This window comes from Cellulosilyticum sp. WCF-2 (assembly GCF_003990395.1).
Lineage (GTDB): Bacteria > Bacillota > Clostridia > Lachnospirales > Cellulosilyticaceae > Cellulosilyticum > Cellulosilyticum lentocellum.
On the sequence record NZ_CP034675.1, the window covers coordinates 769,043 to 791,266 of the forward strand.

Sequence of the window (22,224 nt, forward strand, 5' to 3'; positions counted from 1 at the left end):
AATACATAGTATTAATTAATAAATTTTAGTTTCTTATGAAATAAAATTTACTATATGGCACTGTGTATATTTCAACCTATATTATAAGAGCAGTGCCATATAGTAAATAAGCTTTATGGATATAAAATGTGTAAAGAAATTTTTCAGATGAAATTTTTATTAAAATTTCATCTGAAAAATTAAATTAATAAAATTAGCTTATCATAATACATTTTTGGAGGAAGGTATAAGTGATTAAGTTTACGGGGAAGATACAAAAAAAATATAAAAGAGGTTATGCTGATATGATTTGGAAACAAGTTGTCGCATTACTATTGATATTGGATAGTAACTTAATATCAAATACATTTCATATTCCGAGTAAATATATAGTATTAATAAATATTTATTCTATATTAATACTGTTATTTATAATAGTATTAAGGACATATACTATACATAATAACCTGAAAAAACAAAGTGAGAACACTATTTCTTATATATCAAGTGTAAATATTAAAAGAATTTTATGGAGTGGATGGGTAGTAATAATACCCTTATTAATATTGTTTTTTCTTGATAAGAATAATATTAAGCTTACAGTAATTCTTATAAGTATAGCATTATTGTATATAATAAAAACATTTTTTGATAATGTTGTGGTTATTTCGGATAAGGGGTTTTCTTCTGGATTTGATAAAGTAATATTGAATAATGAGTGTTACATAAAGGAAATAAAAAGAAAAATAAATGATTGTGGAGAATTTGTTGTATTTGAAATATATAGAAATGATAAGAGGATAGTTTTGGATGAATTCTCTAAAATAGACTATGATCATTTGTGGTGTTTGTTTAATTCTAATGTAATATAACTAAATTTGCTCTGATTTATGTAGGTAGATGGTCTTTATGATGTGTGCAATAAATGAGAAGTATTTTTTGAATCAGAATATACATTTTATACTAAAAGAATAAACAAAATGAAGGAGTATCATTACATTAAACCACCATTACTAAAATTGGGGAAGTAGTTGGTACAGATACTCAAGGAACCAATATATATGGCGTTATCAAAGCTACTGAACAATTAGGGATTAATGCAAAGAGGGAGAAGGGAAATCAAGAAGACTTTTTTAGAGATTTTCCATTGCTAGCTATTTTGCATGTTATAGTGGAACAATTGGTTGCTACATTATATAGGTATGCATAAGATGACACAAAAGAAATTATTATAGTTAATCTAGTTAGGGGAAAGCAGAGAAGTACACACTAAAAGATTTATTTAAAATCTAAATAGGTGTGCTTATTTTATTTGTACCAAATAAAACTTTTAAAACAGGAAAATGAAAGAGACATAAGAGATTAAGTTACATAAAATCTGGTAGCTATAGCGTATATGCTTATGTAACAAATAGACTATAGCATTAAGAAGCAGTTTTATAGCTTATTTAGTGTCTGCTGAGTATCTTAAAAATCATTGAAAGTACAGATTTATAGATAAGTTAGTTGTATAATAAATGCAAGGGTTTATTTAAAATTTAAGGAGTATAGTGGTCCCTTTGTCAAGACAATTAAAATCAATTCCTTAATGGACCATTTTCTTCCATATTAATGATGGAAAAGAAACACTCCTCTTGAATTTAAGGTGAGTCATAACGTACGATAGCTTTTTGAACACATGAAAGAACTGAGTCTACATGCAGTGTATTAGAGAGTTCATAGCCGAGGATATATCGTGAGTGCCAATCGATGATTGCGATCAGGTACATAGAGCTCTTACCCATTGGAATATATGTAATATCAATAGACCATACTTGGTTCGGTCTGTCGATTGCAAAATGGCGTAATAGATAAGGATAAGTCTTGTGCTGTTTGTTTGGAATAGATAGGTTTGGCTTTGGATAGATGGCATAAATCCTCATTTCCTGCATAAAACGACGTACAAGCTTACGCCCTATAGCGTAACCTAATTCATTAAGACGTCCGGTAATACGTCGTGTTCCCTATGAAGGAGGATCTGTATGAATTTGGTTCATCATGTGCTTGAAGGCTACTTCTTGATTTGACTCTTCACGTTCTTTGTAATAGATACTACTGCGATTAAGGTTTAGTAGCTTGCATTGACGACGCACAGAAAGCTTAGAATCGTCCTTTGTAACCAGTTCTTTCTTCCCAGCCAGATCCAAGAGCTTGTTCAGATTTTTTTAGCCAGATTACATCTACTGTAAGCTGACCGATAGTGTTATACAGTTGTTCAATTTTATCCTCGTAAGCAACTTTCTCTTGTTCGTAAGAATCTTCCTTCTTGTTTGAGAAAGCGTTAGAAGCATTAGCTAAAAACTCCTTTTTCCATGCACGGAGCATGCTTGGTGCAATATCATGTTCTGTTGCGATCTGATTAAGTTCTTTTTCTTCGCGTAATAGTTCGAATACCACTTGGGTTTTGAATTCAAGTGTAAAACTACGTCTTTTTCTCATATGAATACCGTCCTTTATTAGATGAATTTATTATAACAGAATTCACTAAGAAAGATGAAGTTACCTATCTAGATTACAGGAACCATTATATATAAAAGAGACTCATATTGGCCTTGCCAAAGGCTATGTAGATGACCCAAGATTCACAGCTTATTACGACAAAATTGCAGTAGGTGCTGCGCAGTTCTTATATGAAGCTATTTCTCATTACTATGCAGGGAAATAATAGCATATAAGGTTTAAGCTCCTATTAACACAGAGAATATGAAGTATGAGAATGCAAGCGACTAGATATTAGTCCTTGCATTTTTTTAATAATATTATATAGAAGTTTTTATAGAAATCTCTATAATCTGCTATAATAAAAGGGTTAACTATTAATCATTTTATAGACATATAGGAGGAAATATAGAATGTTAAAGGTTTGTTTCCACCAAGCAATAGAAGATGAAAAAATAAAATTTGCAGTAATTGCTGCTAGATATAAGAACCAATGGATTTATTGTAGGCATAGGGAAAGAAATACTTTTGAAATACCAGGTGGACATAGAGAAGTAGGGGAGACAATTATAGAAACTGCCAAAAGGGAACTCTATGAAGAGACAGGCGCTATAGACTTTGAATTAGAAGAAATAACAGTATATTCGGTGATAAATGATAGTATAGAGACTTTCGGTATGCTCTTTTTTACAGAAGTAAAAGAGTTAGGAGTATTACCAGATTTAGAAATAGAGGAAATACAATTGTTTGATGAGATGCCAGAGACATTAACTTATCCTTTGATACAGCCACTCTTAATTGAAAAGGTCAAACAAGTACTAAAGATGAATGGTTAATCTTGAGGGATGTATAATAAAGGCACAAAAGTAGTTAGTTAATCATTTTAGAAACTAGTTTAGTTCAGGTCAGAAATAAGGAGTTTATAGGAATGAAGATAACTTTAAGGGAAATTAAAGATGTAGCCAGTAGTTACAAGGCCTATGATGATGGCCTAAACTATTTTAAAGAGGGAAAAGTAGAAAAGATTCACTTAAGACAAGATGAAGATTATATAGAAATGATGTCTTGCGTTCATGGAGATACAGGAGACTACCAGACAAGAGTAGAGTTATACAATGAAAAGTTAGCATGGTGTGAGTGTAATTGTCTACCCAGCTTTCAAGAGGAGGGGGCTTGTAAGCATGTAGAGGCGATGTTACTTAAATACTATTATGAGGTCATGCCAGATATTAGACGTAGTATTAAAGGGGAGCGCTATTCGCAAAATGCATTAAACTATTATGAAGATCAAGTCATTAAAGAGCAAGATTTAGAACTTGGAGAAGATGAGAGGATTAATGCACATATTAAGCTTATTGATGAAGGAGCAGGAAGCTTTTTCCTTGGTCTTAGCGTGGGGGCCAATAAATTTTATATTGTTAAGGATTTATATGAATTTGCAGAGCATATGCTTCAAGGCAATCGCGTTGTGTATGGAAAGAATTTGGACTTTATACATGATATAAGCGTGTTTGATGAAGCAGCAAAGCCTATTGTTCAGTTTATAGTAGACAAAACGCAGGAGTATCTAGATATCTTAAGACAGGTGGGGATGTATAGAGGGTTCACTAAAGCTGATCGAAAAACATTGCCATTAGGGCCGAAGGCCTTCGATGAGTTTTTTGACTTAATAAAAGGACAAAGTATTGAGGTAGAGAACGGAAAAGAAACAAGAGAGGTTCTCTTTGCAGAAGGAAATCCTAGATTTGAATTCAAAATTGAAGGAGAAGGCGATTATTACGAATTAAGTACATCTTTAGCAGAGTATGAACCAATAGCTTTCTCTAGATATAAATATATCCTGCTAAAAGATAGACTCCTCCGTCTAGATAAAAGCTTTGGTAATGATGTTTTTCCGCTTCTTAAATATATGTACGAAGCCAGAAATGTTCATGGAAACAAGCAATTAGACTTTAGTGAAACCCTTATTAAACGTTTTATACTTTCTAGTCTAGCAAAAATAGAAAAGCATGTGCCGGTTGTAATGAACGAAGATATAAAAACGGCAATCACGCCAGAGCATGTACATGTTAAAACCTTTCTAGACCTAGATGGTGAAGGAAATATTATAGGAGATATTCAGTTTCAATACAAAGGTTTTATTTTTAATCCCTATAAAAAACTGAATGAATCTGAGACTAGACAACTTGAGCAAATTGCAAGAGACACACCTAATGAATATCGTGTGAGTAATATCTTAAAGTATTATAATTTCCGTACGAAAAATGGAGGACTTCATTTAAGTGAGGAAGAAGATATCTATGCCTTTGTTCGCACAGGTATTAATGAACTGATGGAATTAGGCGAAGTTCATGTAACTGAAAGGTTAAGACACATTAATCTTGTAAAAAGTCCCATGGGAAGTATTGGACTTCGTATTGAAAATAATATGTTGAAGGTAGAGCTAAAGGATGTGAATATGCCATTAGAAGAAATGGCAACTATCCTAAATGCCTATAAAATGAAAAATAAATATTATCGTTTGAGGGACGGTTCTTTCTTAGATATTGCAGGAGGGACTACTATTGGTGATCTAGCTAATATTGTAGATGGGCTGGGTATGAAAGAAAGTGATCTAGCTGAAGGTGAAGCGAGCCTTCCTAAATACAGGGCTCTATATTTAGACCAAGTATTAAGGCAAAGTGAAGGAATCGAGGTTAGCAGAGATAAGTACTTTAAACAAATCATTAGAGATGTGAAAAACGTAGAGGACGCAGATTATGAAGTACCTAAATCTCTTAAAGCTAATCTGAGAACTTATCAAAAGACAGGCTATAGGTGGCTAAGAACTATGGCAGCTTATGGCTTTGGGGGAATACTAGCTGATGATATGGGTCTTGGAAAAACCCTACAAATGATTGCACTTATTTTAGCAGAAAAAGAAGAGAATGAGGCATTAAGTCAGAATCAGTTAGCTAGTCAAGTGGATGATAAAAAGCAAGACGATGCTAAGGAAGCTGAGGCGTGCAATAAATCACAAGGCGCTCTAGAGTGCCTGTGTAAGCCGTCGTTAGTTATTTGTCCAACTTCATTAGTCCTTAATTGGCAGACAGAACTAGCACGTTTTGCGCCTTCTTTGAAGGTACTAGTTATCATGGGGACGGTTCTTGAGCGTAAAACCATTTTGGAACAAATAGTAGGTTATGATGTAGTCATTACCTCCTATGAACTTCTTAAGAGAGATATTGATTCTTATGAAGAGATTCAGTTTAGATATTGTATTGCTGATGAAGCGCAGTATATTAAAAATGCCAATACCCTTAGTGCTAGAGCCTTAAAACTTCTTAAAAGCGAAGTGAGATTTGCTTTAACAGGTACACCAATAGAAAATTCCTTAGCAGAGCTTTGGAGTATTTTTGATTTCATTATGCCAGAGTATCTATTTAGTTATGCTGAGTTTAGACGTCACTATGAAATGCCTATTGTAAAAAGTCAAGATGAAGTAGTGACAGCGAGGCTTAAAAAGCTTATTGCACCTTTTGTTATGAGAAGGTTGAAGAAAGATGTACTAAAAGAACTTCCTGATAAAACAGAAACGGTTATTTACAATACTATGGAAGAAGAGCAACAAAAGTTATATACAGCTCACCTTGCTTTAGCAAAGAAGGAAATGGAAGAAGAACTTAAAGCTAAAGGAGTAGGAGCCAGCCACATTAAAATGCTAGCACTCCTTACGAGACTCCGTCAACTTTGCTGTCATCCTGCTATGTATCTTCAAGATTATACAGAAACAAGTGGTAAGCTAGAACAATGTATGGAGATTGTGAAAGATAGTATAGAAGCAGGGCATAAGATCCTTTTATTCTCCCAGTTCACCACAATGCTAGACATCTTAAGTAATCGTCTATATAGAGAAGGGATAGAACACTTCATGCTTACTGGTTCCACTAAAGCAGAAGAAAGAATGAGATTGGTTAATGAATTTAATACCTCAGATATCCCGGTATTTCTTATATCTCTTAAGGCAGGAGGGACAGGTCTCAATCTAACAGGTGCAGATGTGGTTATTCATTATGATCCTTGGTGGAATCTTTCTAGTCAAAATCAAGCCACAGATAGAGCTTATCGCATTGGGCAGAAAAATAAAGTACAAGTATTCCAAATGATTACGAAGAATTCCATAGAGGAAAAGATAAAAGAACTCCAAGATAAAAAAATTGGTCTTACAGAAAGTGTATTGCAAGAAGGAGAAGCCTTTATTAGCAGAATGTCAGAAGAAGAGATTAAAGCATTGTTTAGTGAACAATAAAGTTGAAGGATTATACAGCTAAAATAAATGGAAAATATGACAGCTAGATGTCGCATTCAATGGGTATAATATAAAATGAACTTATAATGTTTTAATTACAATGAAGAAGAAAGTCAGAGGAAAAGCATGAGTAGAAAAGTTGTTTTATACATTGCCACAAGCATAGATGGATATATTGCCAGAAATAATGGAGAAGTAGATTGGCTAGAGGGAGATGATAGTGATCCAAGTGCAGATGGGGGATATGAAGCTTTTTATAATACTATAGATATCGTGATTATGGGGAATACAACTTATAAACAAATTATGGGTTGGGGTGAATACCCTTATAAAGGAACTAAGGGATATGTTTATACAAAAAGTAAGCAAGATCATAATGAAGATGTTATTTTTACCTCACAGGACCCAACAGATTTAATTAAAGCCCTGAAGCAAGAAGAAGGAAAAGATATTTGGGTGATTGGTGGTACTGAAATAGTAGATCTATTTGTAAAAGCAGATTTAATAGACGAATATATTATTACTATTGCACCTGTTATTTTAGGAGAAGGTATTTCTTTGTTTAAAGGAGATAATTCTGAAATAAGGTTAGTCTTAAAGGAAATGAGAGCCTTTAATGGTTTTACACAAAATCATTACGTTAGGAAGTAAATTATTCGAATAATTAAAAGTTATCTCATGTACAAATAAAAAGGTTTAAGAAAAATAGGGACTAAATAGAAGTTAAGGTGGATAACTTTATAGGAAGTATAAAAGTAAAAGGAGCGTTGCAAAATAAGTCAATTATGCAACGCTCCTTAATCGTTAGTAATTGGTATGAATATTCAAACGGAAAACTGGTTTCTAGGGCATAAATAGGATGGAATTACAAAAAAGGTAATAGATTGAAAATACATGAAAAATGATATAAAATATACTGAAAAGATAAAAAATAAATATTATTCAACATATTAGTCTAGGGGATGTATAATTACATAGAATTCACTTGAGTATCAATGTAAAAAGATACTAAGTAAGGGGGCTACGAATGAATATAGCTATTTGTGAAGATGAGATTATTATGATACAAGAACTACAAAAACTAATAGAAAGGTATAAGCAGTTAAAAAGGGTCGACATTACCTTATCAGTCTATACATCAGGGGAGGCGTTGCTAGATAGTAAATTAGAACAAGATGCTATTTTCTTAGATATATCTATGGCTCAATTAGATGGAATTCAAACTGCCAAAAAGATGAGAGAACAAGGTTTTACAGGAATTATTATATTTTTAACTAGTCATACAGAAAGAGTTTATGAAGCGTTTGAAGTAAAGGCTTTTAGATATCTATTAAAGCCAATTAACTATGCAATGTTAGAAGAACTATTGGATTTATTGAATCAAGAGATTACTAAAACAAAAAAAGAGTACATTATAATCACAACTAAACAAAAGACGGTTAGAGTGACATATGAAGACGTTTTATACATTGAGAGTATCGGAAAAAATGTAGAGATACATACTTTGGATAAGAATTATATCATGAGAGGAAAGGTTAGTGAATTTGAAAGGATATTAATAGATAAAGGTTTTTTTAGAGTGCACAAGAGTTTTTTAGTAAATCTAGAATACATAAAAGAAATAGTTAATGATAGCGTTGTTTTGGAAAATGAGGAAATTATTTATGTTAGTCGATTAAGAATGAAACAATTAAAAGAAGCTTTTGTGAATACTCTTAGAAGAGGTATAAATGTATGGCGCTAATTATAGATATTATAAGTGAGTGGGCTATTTGCGGCATAGAATTTATAATATTCATTTTCACTTTTAATCTATTCTTTGAATTAAAAGATAGATGTAGAGGTTGTTGTGTTGTTATAGGAATACTATATGCTTTAATAATAGCTTTTTGTGAAATTGAAAATATAGATGATAGAATTTTAATTTACTTTTTTTATATATTCGGATGTTGTATCTATTTTTTTAAAGGAAGAATAATACATAAAGTGGCAGTTATTTTTCTTACACTAAGTATTGTTTTTATTATAGAAGAGATTTTTACCATGTTATTAAGTATCGTATTAAAAGAGAACTATTTTATTATAGGTGAGAGTAAGTTTTTATCAAAAATAGTAGTACAATACGTAAAATTACTTGTGTTACTTTTAGTATTTAAGCTGTATGTAAAATATATATCTAGAGCTACACACATTAAAAGACATATGAATAAGATAAGTAAATTTCAAACAAGTATATTTCTTATTATGCCCAGCTCAAGTTTGGTAATACTTACAATCTTCTTTGATACAGTTGTAAGACACTTGACTAAGGTAGAGGCTATTATTATGGGAAGTGCAGTAATGGGATGTTTATTAGCCTTTAATATAGCCTTATTGCTATTAGTATATAGAGAGGTGGCTAATAAAGAAGCAGAGTACATGGCAAAGAATATGCAAGAACAATTAAAAATCCAGTTCGATCATTATAAACAGATTGAAGAAATAAATGCAGGAGTTAGGGCGCTTAAGCATGACATGAAAAATCATATGCTATGTCTTCAAACCTTATTAGATAATTATAAAAACGATCAAGCAATAAGATATCTAGCTAATATAACTGCTCAGATAGAAACATTGGATATGAAGATAAATACTGGAGATACCATCATAGATGCTGTTTTACAACAAAAATGTAAAGAAGCGCAAAAGAATGAAGTTATTTTAGAGATAGAGGGAAAGTTTATCGGGGAGCTTCCTTTAGAACCTATTGATAAGTGTACAATTATTTCCAATGCCCTAGATAATGCGCTTGAAGCGTGTTTAAGTATACCGGATCCAACGAAAAGAAGAATTCAGGTCATTATCGGATATAACAAAAACTATATATTTATTACCGTTGAGAATAGTGTAGGAGAAAAAATAAAAATTAATAATAATACTATTAAAACATCTAAAAACAATAAAAAGGATCATGGCTTTGGTCTGGAAAACATAAAAACTAGCCTTAGAAATTACGATGGTTACTTTAGTATATATTATGAAGAAGATACATTTGTATTAGAAATAGTAATAACTATATAAACAACTATGTCATATAAAGATATAGTTGTTTTACATTATATAGCCATAGAAATACATTTTATGCCTATTGATAGAGAAGTAAGGAAAATACTGGTATAGTTAAACTAATAATACATTTCTAAGGGGGATATAGAAAATGAATAAATATAAAAATAAGAATGAAGTGAACTATAGTAGCCAATTTAATGAATTAACAAAGGAAGAATCAATAGCTATTCAAGCTGGAGGGAATATAGGGGAATTCCTTTATGTAATAAAGGAGCGTATAAGGGAAATATTTAGTTAGTATGATAAGGTGTTTTTGCGGTGAATACAAAGTTTTATTGTCAATTATAACACATGTAATAGCAGATGAAACTTGAATCATTTTTTGTTTTTTTACCATAGAGGAATCCATTCGCTCTGTAAGTAATTTTGTATCTCAAGAAATAAATACCCTTTCTTGGTTAGAATTAGTTATCAGTAATTCTAATCAGGAGGGGGTATTTTTTATGGCAATAGCAAAAGAATTATTGTAAGTGTAAAATATCCCTGGACGTAAGGGTAGAGTATAATAATCAAGGAGATATTCCCGACTTCAAATTCATGAGATAATCACTTCAAGATATTTTTCTTAGAGTTTTTTGCTCTAAGTTGCGCTAAAAAGGAGGCGGTTAGTCTTGAAAAAAGCAATGAAATTAAGTTTCCAATAACATTGCTGAGATGAGCATTAGACCTTTTACAGCAGGTTGTAAAAACTGAAAATTATGTAATAGTCAGGAAAGCTCCAAAACCAGTGCAACTGTATACAGCTAATTGAGACTGCCAAGGCTAACAATCTAAATGTATTTATATATTTGAGACATTTACTACAAAAAATGCATGGAATGGACTTCAAAAATCATCCTGAATTTTTGGAGAATCTTATGCCATGGGCTAAAGAACCGTAGGTGATCTATAAATAAAACCTTGTTAAACTAGAGTATTTTACTCTAACTTTAACAGGGTTTTGTTACATATAAATTCAGCTTTAGGCTATAAAACACCTCAGTATATAGAAGATTTATGCAAAGCAGCTTAACTTATTTTAGATTTAGAGCGGCGATATACACCGTAAGGGAACCTTTGATTAGAAAAAGAAGGAAGTGTTATAATGCATTATTTCGAAGGCAAAGATTACTTAACTTATTTTGAGTTTGTTGCCTTCAATCAGGAATCTTGTACATTTACGTTTTTCTTGTCAAAGGTGCGGAAATTCTAGAATGCTTTTCTAAAAATGTGTCTAAACTCTTGACTCAGATCGAAAATAGGGTGGGAATACTGTTTATCTGTTAGGTTCGATCCATGTAGGTACATCAGATATGTATCCACTTAATAATGCTTTAAAAGAAGTGTTTAGTAAGGCTGATACCTTTGTGGTAGAGGATAATATACTCGCTCAAAATGAGCAAATAAATCAATTTATATTAAGTGGATGCCATATTGTAATAAATTACGCTAAATAAGATAAACCATAAAAACAAATATTCATTATATAGACATAATATAGACATAGAAGTACATGTTGGGATTAAATATTGAAAATATTCAAAAAAATAGATATTATAAGTGGTATAGAAAAGATAGAGATAGATAATATGAATAAAAGTAAAAAAACTTGTAGTAAATAATACTAATCAATTTAAGGAACTTAAAGTTGAAGAGACAAGGGAAATAAATGTAGGAAAAGGAATTATGAATATATTTATTTTAATATGAGAATATACAAAGAATAGTAGATTAATATATAAAGATAATTTGGTGTAGACATAGGGTTTGTGATTTAAAGGGAGTATCTTGTCATACTAGCGTACGAAGTGTGATTTGATATAGATTATTGAAGGAGGAAAAGTTAATATGAATAATATAGACTTAACTAATGAATTTAAAGAAATGAGTATAGGCGAGCAAATGAATATAGAAGGTGGAAATCCACTACTTGCGTGGCTTGCAAAACCAATAGTAACATATGCAATAAAAACAGTAGTATATGCAGCATCAGCTGCCGCTGGCTATTGGATTACAGACAAAATTATTAAGTAGGAGGAGATTAGATGAATAATCAATTCGTTGAACTAAATAATGAAGAAAAGATGGCAATAGATGGTGGTATTGCACCATTAGTTATTGCTGGAATCAAAGTTGTTGTAACTGGTTTGGTGAGTGGAGCATGTTATAGGCTAGGTGAAGCTGCATATGATGAAGTTAAATCATGGTTTTAAATTTTAATAGCTCGAGATTAAGCTAAATATAAGGAGGGATAAAATATGAATAATAATTTTTATGAACTGAGTGAATCAGAAATGCAACAAGTTGAAGGTGGAAATCCTGTTGTAGTATATTATGCAATTGTAATAGCTAAACATGTAGTGCTTCCGGTAGCTAAAGTTGCAGTCGAAGCAGCAGTTGGTGGATTTTTGATGAAAGCTGCGGGAGATCTTTTTAAGTAGGAGACACATATGGATACAATAATAAAAATTTTCAATATTAACCTAGATACTTTCAGTGGATATGTGAAATTGGGAATAATTATGTTTGTAATTTCTTTTATATTTCATTTGGTAATGGATATTTTAACATTGATAGGATAAAAGTAGATGAATTAATTTAGTTTAAAGTTGAAAATGAACAAAAGCATAGATAAACCACTTAGAAAGTAACTTATTATTAGGAGTGTTTAGGCGAATTAAAAGTCTATGAATAAATAAGTATTAAGGGGTTTATCTATTGTATTAGAATTAGAGATATGTAATGCATAAATTTCTGTGATATCGTTGATGAAAGTAAGACAAGTAGGTCTAATGTTAAAAGAAGTATAAGAAATTATGAAGTAGTATTATGGCTTATCTAAGTTTAATTTTATTTGTTTAAATAAACATTATAGCTGCTGAACAATTAGGTTTTAGTGCCAAGAGGGGTAAAGAGAATCAAGAAACTTTTTTCAGTGAAATTTCATTACCAGCTATTGCCCTATGTTGTAGTGAATGGTTCATTACTACATTAGGTTGTTGTACATAAAATTACGCAAAAAGAAATCGTTATAGCTGACTCTGGTAAGAAAATTGTGATTAATCCTTTAAAAACATGAAAAGAATAAAGGTTTTGTTCTAACTATTTTTGCTTTCTGTTATCAAAAAAGAGCTTACTCATATAAGTTTTTTAGTACCGCTTATGTATGCTGATCTAAAGATAGACTAATTAAGTATACCTATTTACAACTATATCATATAAAGATAGAGTTATTTTACATTATATGCCTATAGAGATGCATCTCATGGCTATTAATAGAAAAGTAAAAAAATATTGATATAATTAAATTAATAATATTAATTAGTGTTTAGAGGCAGTAATAGGGGGCCATGAAAATAAGAGGTAATATTAATCTTGTGATACATATTAGATTACATTATATAACTATAAAAATACATTTTGTAAAAAGGATATAAAAATGAATAAATATAAAAACAAGAATGACGTGAAATATAATAGCTAGTTTAGTATAAAAATATATGTTCATTAACAGTGAAGTGAGATCTTATGCAAAGGCTAAAGAGGGAAATGAAATGTAGGCTAAAGAATACCAATAAACTGTATTAAATAAATATATTGTGTAAATAGGGTTTCTTCTATATAAGATAAGGCTAGTTATTAAGAGAATTTAATATATAGTATAATAATACTTCTAATGATAATTAAAGGGGGAGTAAACATGGAAATAAAAGAAAATCAAGAACTCATTATGGAAAATGTACTATCTTTTAGAGGTAAGGTGACACAACAACAGATGCAAAAAGAGATGATGAAAATAGGACAAGTATTACAAAAATTAGGAGTACAAAAAAATGGATCAATTACAACAGCTACATATTCAGTAGAAGAAGTATGCGACGAACAATTGATGGATATAGAAATACTTGTGCCACTGGATAAGCAAGTTAATTTACCAAAAGAATATACTTTAAAGCCAATAATTAAGATTATGAATGCCTTATTTATAAGGCATGAAGGACATCCAGGTAGATTACACGAGACAATCAATAGACTTAATGATTATATTTTTGAGTATAAGAAGCAAGTTATTACAGCTACATATAATGTCACCGTAAAGGATGCAATGAACCAAGAGGAGTTAGAAAAAATGATTATTGATGTATATGTAGGTTGTAATCCTTGTATAATGTAACCTTTAGTTATCTACTCATGCTAGCGTACGGAGTATGCGTTGATATAAATATTTAAGGGAGGAGAAACTATATTATGATAGAACAAGTATCATTTACAGTATTAAATCAAGAAGAGTTAGTAGATGCTAATGGTGGGAGTATAACAGTAGCAACAGTAATTGGAGCAGTTACAATAGTTGGAGGAATTATTGCTGCAGGAGTTGGTGCTTATAATATGGCAAAAGACTATGCATATGAAAAGAAAAGTGCAGCATATGCAAAGAACTGCTATGATGGGAATTGTAATGGAAAGTGTAAATAAATAGTATAGGGAGGTTATAATATGAACAGTTTACAAATAACTAACGAATTTAAAACACTAGATAGCAATGAGCTATTAGAAATCGAAGGGGGTTCTATATTAGGAACTATAGCAGTAGGTGCTAAAGCAGTAGCAGCAGCAGCGGCAACTACCGCAGGTGTTACTGTAATAGTAGCAGTAGCAGCTGTAGCTGTGGTGGGCGTTTGTATATACGCAGGAACTCAATCCGGAAAAAATAAGGCAGATAAAGAATACTATGAGAACCATAAGTAAGAGGGCACTAATTATGATAATTTGTAGCATTGCTTTATGGAGTGTCATAATAATTGGCATCAGTTCCTATTACATATCAAAAGAGGTTGCATATCAGCAAAGAACTATTGAATTAAATAATAGAGGATTAAGCAACTAGTAGGCTTATATTGCGAAAAGGTTATACTTTGAAAGTTCAATTTAATAGAATATTAGACAGGTTTTTTCTCATAGAGAAATCCTGTCTAATATATTCTATAAGATGAGTACGATTTTATTTAGAAAAATTAAAGATAGAGTTGCTTCAAAGTAAGTTTAATTTGATAAATAATGAAAGAAATAATTTGGTGTTTAGAGGAAATACATCCTATTTATTTTTTGTGGGAGATATTAAAATTGGATTAGTTTTAATAGTGGGAGAAATCACTATGGCAATAATAACTGAAGGTTATAATGATAATTTAGTTGCTAGAGTAATTATATATGCATTAGAGGTATTAGAAACAATACTAATTGCAACATACAAAAAATAGTATAGAGGTTAAGCAGATGAAAAAATATTCTTGTATCAAACAATATGATATTACAGACTGTGGAGCAGCGTGTCTTGCAACTATTTGCAAGCAATATGGCCTTAAAACGCCCATCACTAAAATCCGTGAAGTAGCAGGCACAGATACACAAGGAACTAATGCTTACGGTGTGATTAAAGCTGCTGAGCAATTAGGTTTTAGTGCCAAGGGAGTTAAAGGAAATCAAGAAGCCTTTTTCAGTGAATTTCCATTACCAGCTATTGCCCATGTTGTAGTGGATGGTTCATTACTACATTATGTAGTTGTACACAAAATTACACAAAAAGAAATCGTTATAGCTGACCCAGGTAAGGGAATTGTGAAGTACACACCAGAGGATTTTTTTAAGATCTGGACGGGTGTACTTATTTTGCTTGTTCCAAATCAAACCTTTAAAAAAGGGAAAGAGACAAAAGGATTATTCGAACGATTTTTTCATCTCCTATTACCTCAAAAGAATTTACTCATACAAGTATTTTTAGCATCGCTTATATATACTTTATTAGGTATACTAGGTGCATTTTATATGAAGGAACTATTAGATAATATCCTGCCATATGGTCTGATGAAGACATTACATATTCTATCTCTTGGAATTATTGGTTTATATATTCTTCAAGTTGTATTAAGTGGATTCCGTGCTCACCTATTGTTATATTTAAGCCAAAAGTTAGATATAGCATTACTACTAGGATATTACGAGCATGTACTAAAACTTCCTATGAATTTTTTTGGGACAAGGAAGGTTGGAGAAATTATTTCTCGTTTTCAAGATGCTGGACATGTGAGGGATGCTATATCCGGTGCTACCCTTACCATTATGATTGATACGTTAATGGTGCTTATAGGGGGCATTATTCTTTATATGCAAAATGCATTACTTTTTGGAGTAGCATTTATTATTGTTGGTTTATATGCAGTCATAGTTTTTGGATTTAATAAAGCACTAAAAAAGGGAAATCAAAAGCAAATGGAAGAAAATGCTCAGCTTACCTCTTATCTGGTTGAATCTTTAAATGGTATACAAACAGTGAAGGCATTTAACGCAGAGAGGAAAGTTAATCTAGAAACAGAAGGAAAATTTATTAAACTTCTGAGAAGCATCTTTAAATTAACGCTTACAACTAATGTACAAGCTATTCTTAAAGGTTTAGTTGAACTTATAGGTGGAGTGGTCATTTTGTGGATAGGAGCCTATCAAGTTTTAAAAGGAAATATGTCAGTAGGAAGTCTGATCACATTTAATTCATTACTAGGGTACTTTTTAGGACCTATGAAAAATTTAATCAATTTACAGCCAGAACTTCAAACTGCCATAGTAGCAGCAGAGCGTTTAGGGGAAATATTAGACTTGGATATTGAATGTGATGAAAATGAGGAGAAGAAAATAAAGCCGAATAAATTCGAAGGAAATATTCAGCTGAAAAATATAGATTTCAGATATGGAACAAGGCAACTGATATTAAAGAATATTAGTATGAATATACAGAAGGGTGAACGTATTGCCCTTGTGGGAGAAAGTGGCTGTGGGAAGACTACTTTGGTGAAACTTCTACTTAATTTTTATCCTATTGAAAAAGGAGAAATTCTTATAGATGGGAATAATGTCTTAGATATCAACCGAGAATCATTAAGGGAACGAATTGCTTATGTACCACAAGAAACATTTTTATTTAGTGGAACGATAATAGACAACTTATCTTTGGGTTCTAGCCAGATAGAGATGGAACAAATAGTAGAAGCAGCCAAGATGGCAAGAGCCCATGATTTTATTAATGAATTACCCCTTAGATATAATACGCACCTAGAAGAAAATGGTGCTAATCTTTCAGGTGGTCAAAGACAGCGTTTGGCGATTACAAGAGCAATACTAAAAAAGCCGGATATTTTGATATTAGATGAAGCGACAAGTAATCTAGATTCAATTACAGAGGCAGCTATTGAAAATACAATTAATACCTTTAGTAAGGGAATGACAACAATCATTATTGCTCATCGTCTAAGTACCATTAAACGTTGTGACAAAATCTTTGTTATGGATAAGGGTGAAATCATTGAACAAGGAAGTCATCAAGAACTTATGGCACAAAAAGGTAGATATCATAAACTTTGGCAAGAACAACTTCCAGAAGTTAGTCAGCAAATAGAAACAGATTCAGTAGAAGAAATTGCTGCAACTAAAGAGGAGGTAAGTTATGACACCAGTTATTAAGGATATAAGAGAAGTTACTGACAGTAAAGAAGTGTATGAAAGCAAGCCACATCCTTTTCTTACTATATTTATCTATATAATACTAGTGAGCATGATATTGGCAGGGATATGGATGTATTTTGGAGAGATAGATATTGTGTCAAAGGGGAGAGGGGTAGTACGACCTAATGAAAATGTTAGTATGATTCGCAATAAAGTCCAAGGAGAAATAGCTAGCTGTGATTTAGAGGAAGGTAAGAATGTAAAAAAAGGAGATATACTTTTTACCATTGCCCATGATGACTTAGAGATTAAACGTTTACAAGCGGAAGAAGTATTTAAAGATACAGAGAAGAGGTTAAGTTTATTAAAAAAATTTAAAAGTAGTATAGAACAAGATATTAATCTTTTTTCACAGGATACAGAAATAGAGTATTATCAGCGTTATGTTAAATACAAACAAGATTATATGAGTCTTAGTAATAATGTAAACATTGAAAATAAAACAGATGAGATTGCAACAACTCAAACAAAGTTTAGTAAAGAAGGTTACCAAGAAAAAGTAAATGAATATGAAAATAGTTATGAGCAATTGAAACAGTATAAGCAATCAATAGAAAAAGGACAAAACATATTCAAGGATAAACAGTGTACATATGCTCTAGACTTTAATAACTATCTTATTAAAATAAATCAGCTTGAGAGAAACATTGTGGATAAACAGTTTACTTATAACCTTAACAGTGAATTAAAGGAAAATGATCTTGTAGCAGAGAAAGAGTATGAAGCTTCTAAAGAAGCACTAGAACTAGCAGAGAATGAGCTGATTCAGCTAAAAACAGCTACCCTTAAAAGCGTACAAGATGAAATAAAGCAAATAGAAAGTAATAAGAAGTTAGCAGAGCAAGAAATGAATAAACTGATTATAGATGATGGACTTATACAGACTAATGTAGAACAAAGGGAGTTAGCACTAAAGAAGTATAAAACAGATGCCTTGGTTGAAATTTATAATCAGATAGAAGAACAAGAGGCTTTGTACCAATCACAAAAGAGAGAATTAGAAAGTACCCAGCTAGCTATTGCCAACTGTACCATTAAATCACCTATAGATGGAACGATTCATATAACTCAAGAAGTGAGTACGGGAGATCTTATAGCTTCAGGAACAGATATTGCAACCATTATCCCTATAAATGACACTATGTATAAGATAGAAATTTTTATGCCTAATAGTGAGATAGCTGGTCTTAAGATTGGAGATCAAATTAAATACAAGTTTGATGCCTTACCATATAAGGAATATGGGCAACTTGAAGGAGCTATAGGAAATATATCCTCAGATGCTAAGGTAAGTGATGCACAAGGAATAAGTGGCTACATTGTTGAAGGAAGCATTAGTAATGAAACTGTGTATAGCTATAAAAATGAACCAGCAGAAATAAAAATAGGTATGACTTGTGAAGCACATGTCATTACTGAGCGAAAGAAAATATTGTTTTATTTATTGGAGAAAATAAATCTAATGGATTAACAATGAGCAACTGGAATTATTCACATTGAGTTATATTAACTTTAATGTGAGAAAGGATAAGAAATTAAATCTAAAAATGAGTAAATAGAAAAGGGGAAGAAAATGAAAACTTTACAATTAAAGAAAAAAATAAATATATGGCTACTATGTTTATGCATAATCATAACAACTATTGTACCTACTTATGCCAATGATCCACAAACACCACAAATCAGTAAATGGGCCCTATGGACACTTAATGAGGGAGAAAATTATGGGATTTTTCCTATGGAGTGGTACTATGACAACTTTCAAGGACAAATTACAACAGAGAAGCTACAAATCCTTTTACAAGGGGTTGATCATAAGTTTGCATCTTTAGAATTAAAAGTAAAAAAAGATTATATAGAAGAACCAATTGATAATCCTCTAACAAGAAGAGGTGTAATAGAAGCACTTTTTGCTACTTTAGCAAAGTATGAGGGTATAGAGGATAGTAGTGGTGTGGATTACTTTAAGCAACAAGGACTTTTGTCAGGAACCAAACAAGGATTAGAACTAGATAGTGTATGTACAACCCAGCAAGCGGTGGTATTAGCGATAAGATTTGTTGAACATACTTACAAAGGATTAGATGCTGGGGCAAAAGGTTTTGCTTGGCAAGCAAAAAAGGGCGGTAATACTGTTTATCTATTAGGCTCTATTCATGTAGGTACATCAGAAATGTATCCACTGAGCAATACTTTAAAGGAAGCATTTAGTAAGGCGGATACTCTTGTGGTGGAAGCTAATATACTTACTCAAAATGAGCAAATGAACCAATTTATACAGATGGCAATGTATGCTGATGGAACAACTATTAAAGATCATGTTTCAAAAGAAACTTATGATAAGCTAGTAAAAGTACTCACTACGTTTAAACTCCCTATAGATCAAATGCAGCAATTTAAACCATGGAGCATTGCGAATGATTTAAATGTAATCAGTACGAGCCAAACTGGAACCATAGAAGGTGCACAAGAAGCTGCAACACAAGGCGTAGATATGTACTTTTTACTAAGGGGTATGGGTGAAGAAAAAAGGACTGTGGAATTAGAAGGACTTATTTACCAAGGAAAGCTTTTTGATAATTTATCAGACGAATATCAAGAGGATTATTTAAATGCAGTACTTGATAGTATTTTAAATCCAGCAACTGAGGAAGAAATAAGCGAAGTAGAGTTAATAGCTGAGTGGCAACAAGATTGGATTGCAGGAGATATTGAAGGATTTAAGGCTAGTTATGCAAAACTGATGGAAGGGGATAGTGATGAACTATCAGAAATGTTATTTGGTGTCAGAGATAAAGATATGGCAGAAAAAATAGCAAAGATGTTAGAACAAGAAGGAGAAAATACATATTTTGTAGTTGTGGGAGCAGGACACTTTACAGTAGAGGGAACAGTGTTAGATCAACTGAAAGAAAAAGGCTATGATATTAAACCACTTTATAAGTAGATGGGTAATAACTAAAGATAAGCAGGGTTGGATGATTTACTGATTTATTTTTTATATATAAGATATGGGGGAAAACAATGGAAAAACCAATCACAGCAGTGTGGGAAATTACCATGGGGTGTAATATGCAATGTAAGCATTGTGGATCTAGCTGCACATCAGCATTACAAGGGGAATTAAGTACAGAAGAAGCCATAGCATTATGTACCGAAATAGGGGAATTGGGTTTAGAATGGATTACATTATCAGGAGGAGAACCTACTAGTAGAAACGACTGGTATAAAATTGCAAAAGCATTAAATGAGAATGGTGTTGTGCCCAATATGATAACCAATGGTTGGACATTTTCAGAAGAAGACGCTCGTAAGGCAGAAGAAGCAGGCATTAACACCATAGCAATTAGTATAGATGGCCTTCAACAAAGTCATGATTATATTAGAAAACAAGGTTCTTTTGAACGTTCTATGAAAGCGTTCGAACATTTAAAACATACTTCTGTACATACAGCAGCCATTACTACAATTCATAATAAAAATATACAGGAATTACATCAGATGAAAGAAATTCTAATAGATAAGGGCGTTGAAAGATGGCAACTTCAAATTGGATTACCAATGGGAAATATGGCTCATCATAAAGAGTTAGTGACGCCTCCTCAAATAATCAATGAAATTATTGATTTTGCCTATGAAGAGACCCAAAAAGGTGGTATCATCATTGATTTAGCTGATTGCATAGGTTATTTCAACGCTAAGGAACTGATAGTTAGGGAGAAAAACTCAGGAAGTTTAGGATATGGTTGGGATGGATGTGGAGCTGGAAGATATAATCTAGGCATTCTACATAATGGAGATATTATAGGATGTGTGTCTATTAGAGATAAAGAATTAATAGAAGGCAATATAAGAAATGAGTCATTAAGATCTATTTGGGAAAGGGAAGATGCCTTTAGTTGGAATCGTCAATTAACGAAGGACAAGCTGAAAGGTCACTGCAAAAAATGTAGATATGGGGCAATCTGTAAAGGTGGATGTACTAATTCTAGATTAGTTCATAAGGGCAGTATTTATGAAGAGAATCAATATTGTTCATATGGTATGGTCATGGATCAAGCAGAAGCTGTATTAAGAAATGTAGAGAATCCATTGGAACTTCTGGGAAAAGCAATGAAATTCTTACAGAATGAAAAGCATCAATTAGCAGAAACTGCATTAAGTTTGTATCTAGAATATGAACCTAATGATATAGAGGCACGAAAAAATTACGGATATATTCAGTTTATGTTGGAGAATTACGAGGAATCTAAAAGATGCAATGAGATTATTTTGAAGGCGAATCCAAAGGATGTATATGCTCTGAAAGGCTTAGGCTTAGCATTAGCTAAGATGGGACAAGTAGAAACAGGAATAGAGCATTTAAAAAAGGCTATTGAGTACACAGATCATAGATTCTTGGATCCCTATTATGATTTGGCAGTTATTTTAGTTGAGAATAATTATGAAGAGGAAGCTAAAGCACTTATTAAAGAAACTACACTAAAATATGAAGAGTTTAGTATTTATCAACAAATGTTTAATGAAAAATTAGGTGTATCTTAAGAATGACTTATGAATTTTTAATTTTCAATATTAATCAATATGAAATATTGGAAAGTTAAAAATAAGCATTAGAGAGAGGAGGAGAAAATATGAACCAGAATGAAAAACTTATAATGGCTTTAACAGATGAAGAACTTATGGAGTTAACTGGGGGCTTTATAGAATCAGCTGTAGCAAAAGGTGCAATGGTAACATTATTATATGCTATTAGACCGAATCCCAAACCTATTATTGATTTTATATTTAAGGTTCTTAAAAAGTAATACTAAATCGAGTTGATAAAGGGGAGTTTA

Annotated in this window: 23 protein-coding genes and 1 pseudogene; 22 read left to right on the forward strand and 2 right to left on the reverse strand. The window is 31.8% G+C overall.

What is annotated here, in order from left to right:
• The first annotated feature begins 230 nt into the window (after positions 1-230).
• Both EKH84_RS03370 and EKH84_RS22815 read left to right on the forward strand, forming a co-directional pair.
• Positions 231-851, forward strand: a complete 621-nt coding sequence (locus EKH84_RS03370; protein ID WP_127065144.1) for a hypothetical protein — start codon at positions 231-233, stop codon at positions 849-851.
• A gap of 185 nt (positions 852-1,036) precedes the next feature.
• A complete protein-coding gene (locus tag EKH84_RS22815; protein WP_334295400.1) occupies positions 1,037-1,189 on the forward strand; it encodes a hypothetical protein in 153 nt (50 codons plus the stop codon).
• Positions 1,190-1,619: 430 nt separating this feature from the next.
• On the opposite strand, the gene EKH84_RS03380 is transcribed toward EKH84_RS22815, so the two are convergent.
• Both EKH84_RS03380 and EKH84_RS03385 read right to left on the reverse strand, forming a co-directional pair.
• Positions 1,620-1,970 (reverse strand): DDE-type integrase/transposase/recombinase, encoded by a 351-nt coding sequence (locus EKH84_RS03380; protein ID WP_330547613.1) that lies wholly within the window; start codon positions 1,968-1,970, stop codon positions 1,620-1,622.
• 148 nt (positions 1,971-2,118) lie between these two features.
• On the reverse strand, positions 2,119-2,457 hold the full coding sequence (locus EKH84_RS03385; protein WP_127065146.1) for a transposase: 339 nt from the start codon (positions 2,455-2,457) through the stop codon (positions 2,119-2,121).
• Between the two features lie 91 nt (positions 2,458-2,548).
• Here EKH84_RS03385 and EKH84_RS22820 point away from each other — a divergent pair, with 91 nt between their 5' ends.
• The 20 genes and pseudogenes from EKH84_RS22820 to EKH84_RS21860 all read left to right on the forward strand — a co-directional run bounded on the left by EKH84_RS22820 (position 2,549) and on the right by EKH84_RS21860 (position 22,194).
• Positions 2,549-2,683 carry a TipAS antibiotic-recognition domain-containing protein gene (locus tag EKH84_RS22820; protein ID WP_334295401.1) on the forward strand — a complete coding sequence of 45 codons (135 nt, stop codon included), beginning with the start codon at positions 2,549-2,551 and terminating at the stop codon, positions 2,681-2,683.
• Between the two features lie 187 nt (positions 2,684-2,870).
• Positions 2,871-3,293: an NUDIX hydrolase gene (locus tag EKH84_RS03395; protein ID WP_127065147.1), complete on the forward strand. Its 423-nt coding sequence runs from the start codon at positions 2,871-2,873 to the stop codon at positions 3,291-3,293.
• A gap of 92 nt (positions 3,294-3,385) precedes the next feature.
• Positions 3,386-6,745 carry a DEAD/DEAH box helicase gene (locus EKH84_RS03400; protein ID WP_127065148.1) on the forward strand — a complete coding sequence of 1,120 codons (3,360 nt, stop codon included), beginning with the start codon at positions 3,386-3,388 and terminating at the stop codon, positions 6,743-6,745.
• 126 nt (positions 6,746-6,871) lie between these two features.
• Positions 6,872-7,396, forward strand: a complete 525-nt coding sequence (locus tag EKH84_RS03405; RefSeq protein WP_127065149.1) for a dihydrofolate reductase family protein — start codon at positions 6,872-6,874, stop codon at positions 7,394-7,396.
• 376 nt (positions 7,397-7,772) lie between these two features.
• The gene (locus tag EKH84_RS03410; RefSeq protein ID WP_127065150.1) at positions 7,773-8,489 is read left to right on the forward strand and encodes a LytR/AlgR family response regulator transcription factor; all 717 of its coding nucleotides are present in this window, start codon (positions 7,773-7,775) and stop codon (positions 8,487-8,489) included.
• The gene (locus EKH84_RS03415; RefSeq protein WP_127065151.1) at positions 8,480-9,805 is read left to right on the forward strand and encodes a sensor histidine kinase; all 1,326 of its coding nucleotides are present in this window, start codon (positions 8,480-8,482) and stop codon (positions 9,803-9,805) included. Before EKH84_RS03410 ends, EKH84_RS03415 begins: the two co-directional genes overlap by 10 nt.
• A 136-nt stretch (positions 9,806-9,941) precedes the next feature.
• The gene (locus EKH84_RS21855) at positions 9,942-10,091 is read left to right on the forward strand and encodes a hypothetical protein (protein WP_190283472.1); all 150 of its coding nucleotides are present in this window, start codon (positions 9,942-9,944) and stop codon (positions 10,089-10,091) included.
• Between the two features lie 508 nt (positions 10,092-10,599).
• Entirely contained in the window at positions 10,600-10,734 is a 135-nt protein-coding gene (locus EKH84_RS22895; protein WP_442861335.1) for a transposase domain-containing protein, read from the forward strand.
• Positions 10,735-11,106: 372 nt separating this feature from the next.
• A pseudogene (locus EKH84_RS22900) lies at positions 11,107-11,289 on the forward strand (TraB/GumN family protein); the annotation flags it as partial.
• A gap of 391 nt (positions 11,290-11,680) precedes the next feature.
• Positions 11,681-11,866 (forward strand): hypothetical protein, encoded by a 186-nt coding sequence (locus tag EKH84_RS03430; RefSeq protein WP_127065152.1) that lies wholly within the window; start codon positions 11,681-11,683, stop codon positions 11,864-11,866.
• 11 nt (positions 11,867-11,877) lie between these two features.
• The gene (locus EKH84_RS03435) at positions 11,878-12,045 is read left to right on the forward strand and encodes a class IIb bacteriocin, lactobin A/cerein 7B family (RefSeq protein ID WP_127065153.1); all 168 of its coding nucleotides are present in this window, start codon (positions 11,878-11,880) and stop codon (positions 12,043-12,045) included.
• Positions 12,046-12,090: 45 nt separating this feature from the next.
• Positions 12,091-12,273, forward strand: a complete 183-nt coding sequence (locus EKH84_RS03440; RefSeq protein WP_127065154.1) for a bacteriocin — start codon at positions 12,091-12,093, stop codon at positions 12,271-12,273.
• Positions 12,274-13,532: 1,259 nt separating this feature from the next.
• A complete protein-coding gene (locus EKH84_RS03445) occupies positions 13,533-14,006 on the forward strand; it encodes an AraC family transcriptional regulator (protein WP_127065155.1) in 474 nt (157 codons plus the stop codon).
• A gap of 74 nt (positions 14,007-14,080) precedes the next feature.
• The gene (locus tag EKH84_RS03450) at positions 14,081-14,308 is read left to right on the forward strand and encodes a class IIb bacteriocin, lactobin A/cerein 7B family (RefSeq protein WP_127065156.1); all 228 of its coding nucleotides are present in this window, start codon (positions 14,081-14,083) and stop codon (positions 14,306-14,308) included.
• 21 nt (positions 14,309-14,329) lie between these two features.
• Complete coding sequence (locus tag EKH84_RS03455) at positions 14,330-14,581, forward strand: class IIb bacteriocin, lactobin A/cerein 7B family (protein ID WP_127065157.1); 252 nt, start codon at positions 14,330-14,332, stop codon at positions 14,579-14,581.
• Between the two features lie 528 nt (positions 14,582-15,109).
• Positions 15,110-17,344, forward strand: coding sequence for a peptidase domain-containing ABC transporter (locus tag EKH84_RS03460; RefSeq protein ID WP_127065158.1), 2,235 nt, complete (start codon positions 15,110-15,112; stop codon positions 17,342-17,344).
• The gene (locus EKH84_RS03465) at positions 17,328-18,857 is read left to right on the forward strand and encodes an HlyD family efflux transporter periplasmic adaptor subunit (RefSeq protein ID WP_127065159.1); all 1,530 of its coding nucleotides are present in this window, start codon (positions 17,328-17,330) and stop codon (positions 18,855-18,857) included. Before EKH84_RS03460 ends, EKH84_RS03465 begins: the two co-directional genes overlap by 17 nt.
• 102 nt (positions 18,858-18,959) lie before the next feature.
• Positions 18,960-20,333, forward strand: a complete 1,374-nt coding sequence (locus tag EKH84_RS03470) for a TraB/GumN family protein (RefSeq protein WP_127065160.1) — start codon at positions 18,960-18,962, stop codon at positions 20,331-20,333.
• A gap of 77 nt (positions 20,334-20,410) precedes the next feature.
• Entirely contained in the window at positions 20,411-21,931 is a 1,521-nt protein-coding gene (locus tag EKH84_RS03475) for a radical SAM/SPASM domain-containing protein (RefSeq protein WP_127065161.1), read from the forward strand.
• Between the two features lie 89 nt (positions 21,932-22,020).
• A complete protein-coding gene (locus tag EKH84_RS21860) occupies positions 22,021-22,194 on the forward strand; it encodes a hypothetical protein (RefSeq protein WP_190283473.1) in 174 nt (57 codons plus the stop codon).
• Positions 22,195-22,224 lie beyond the last annotated feature (30 nt).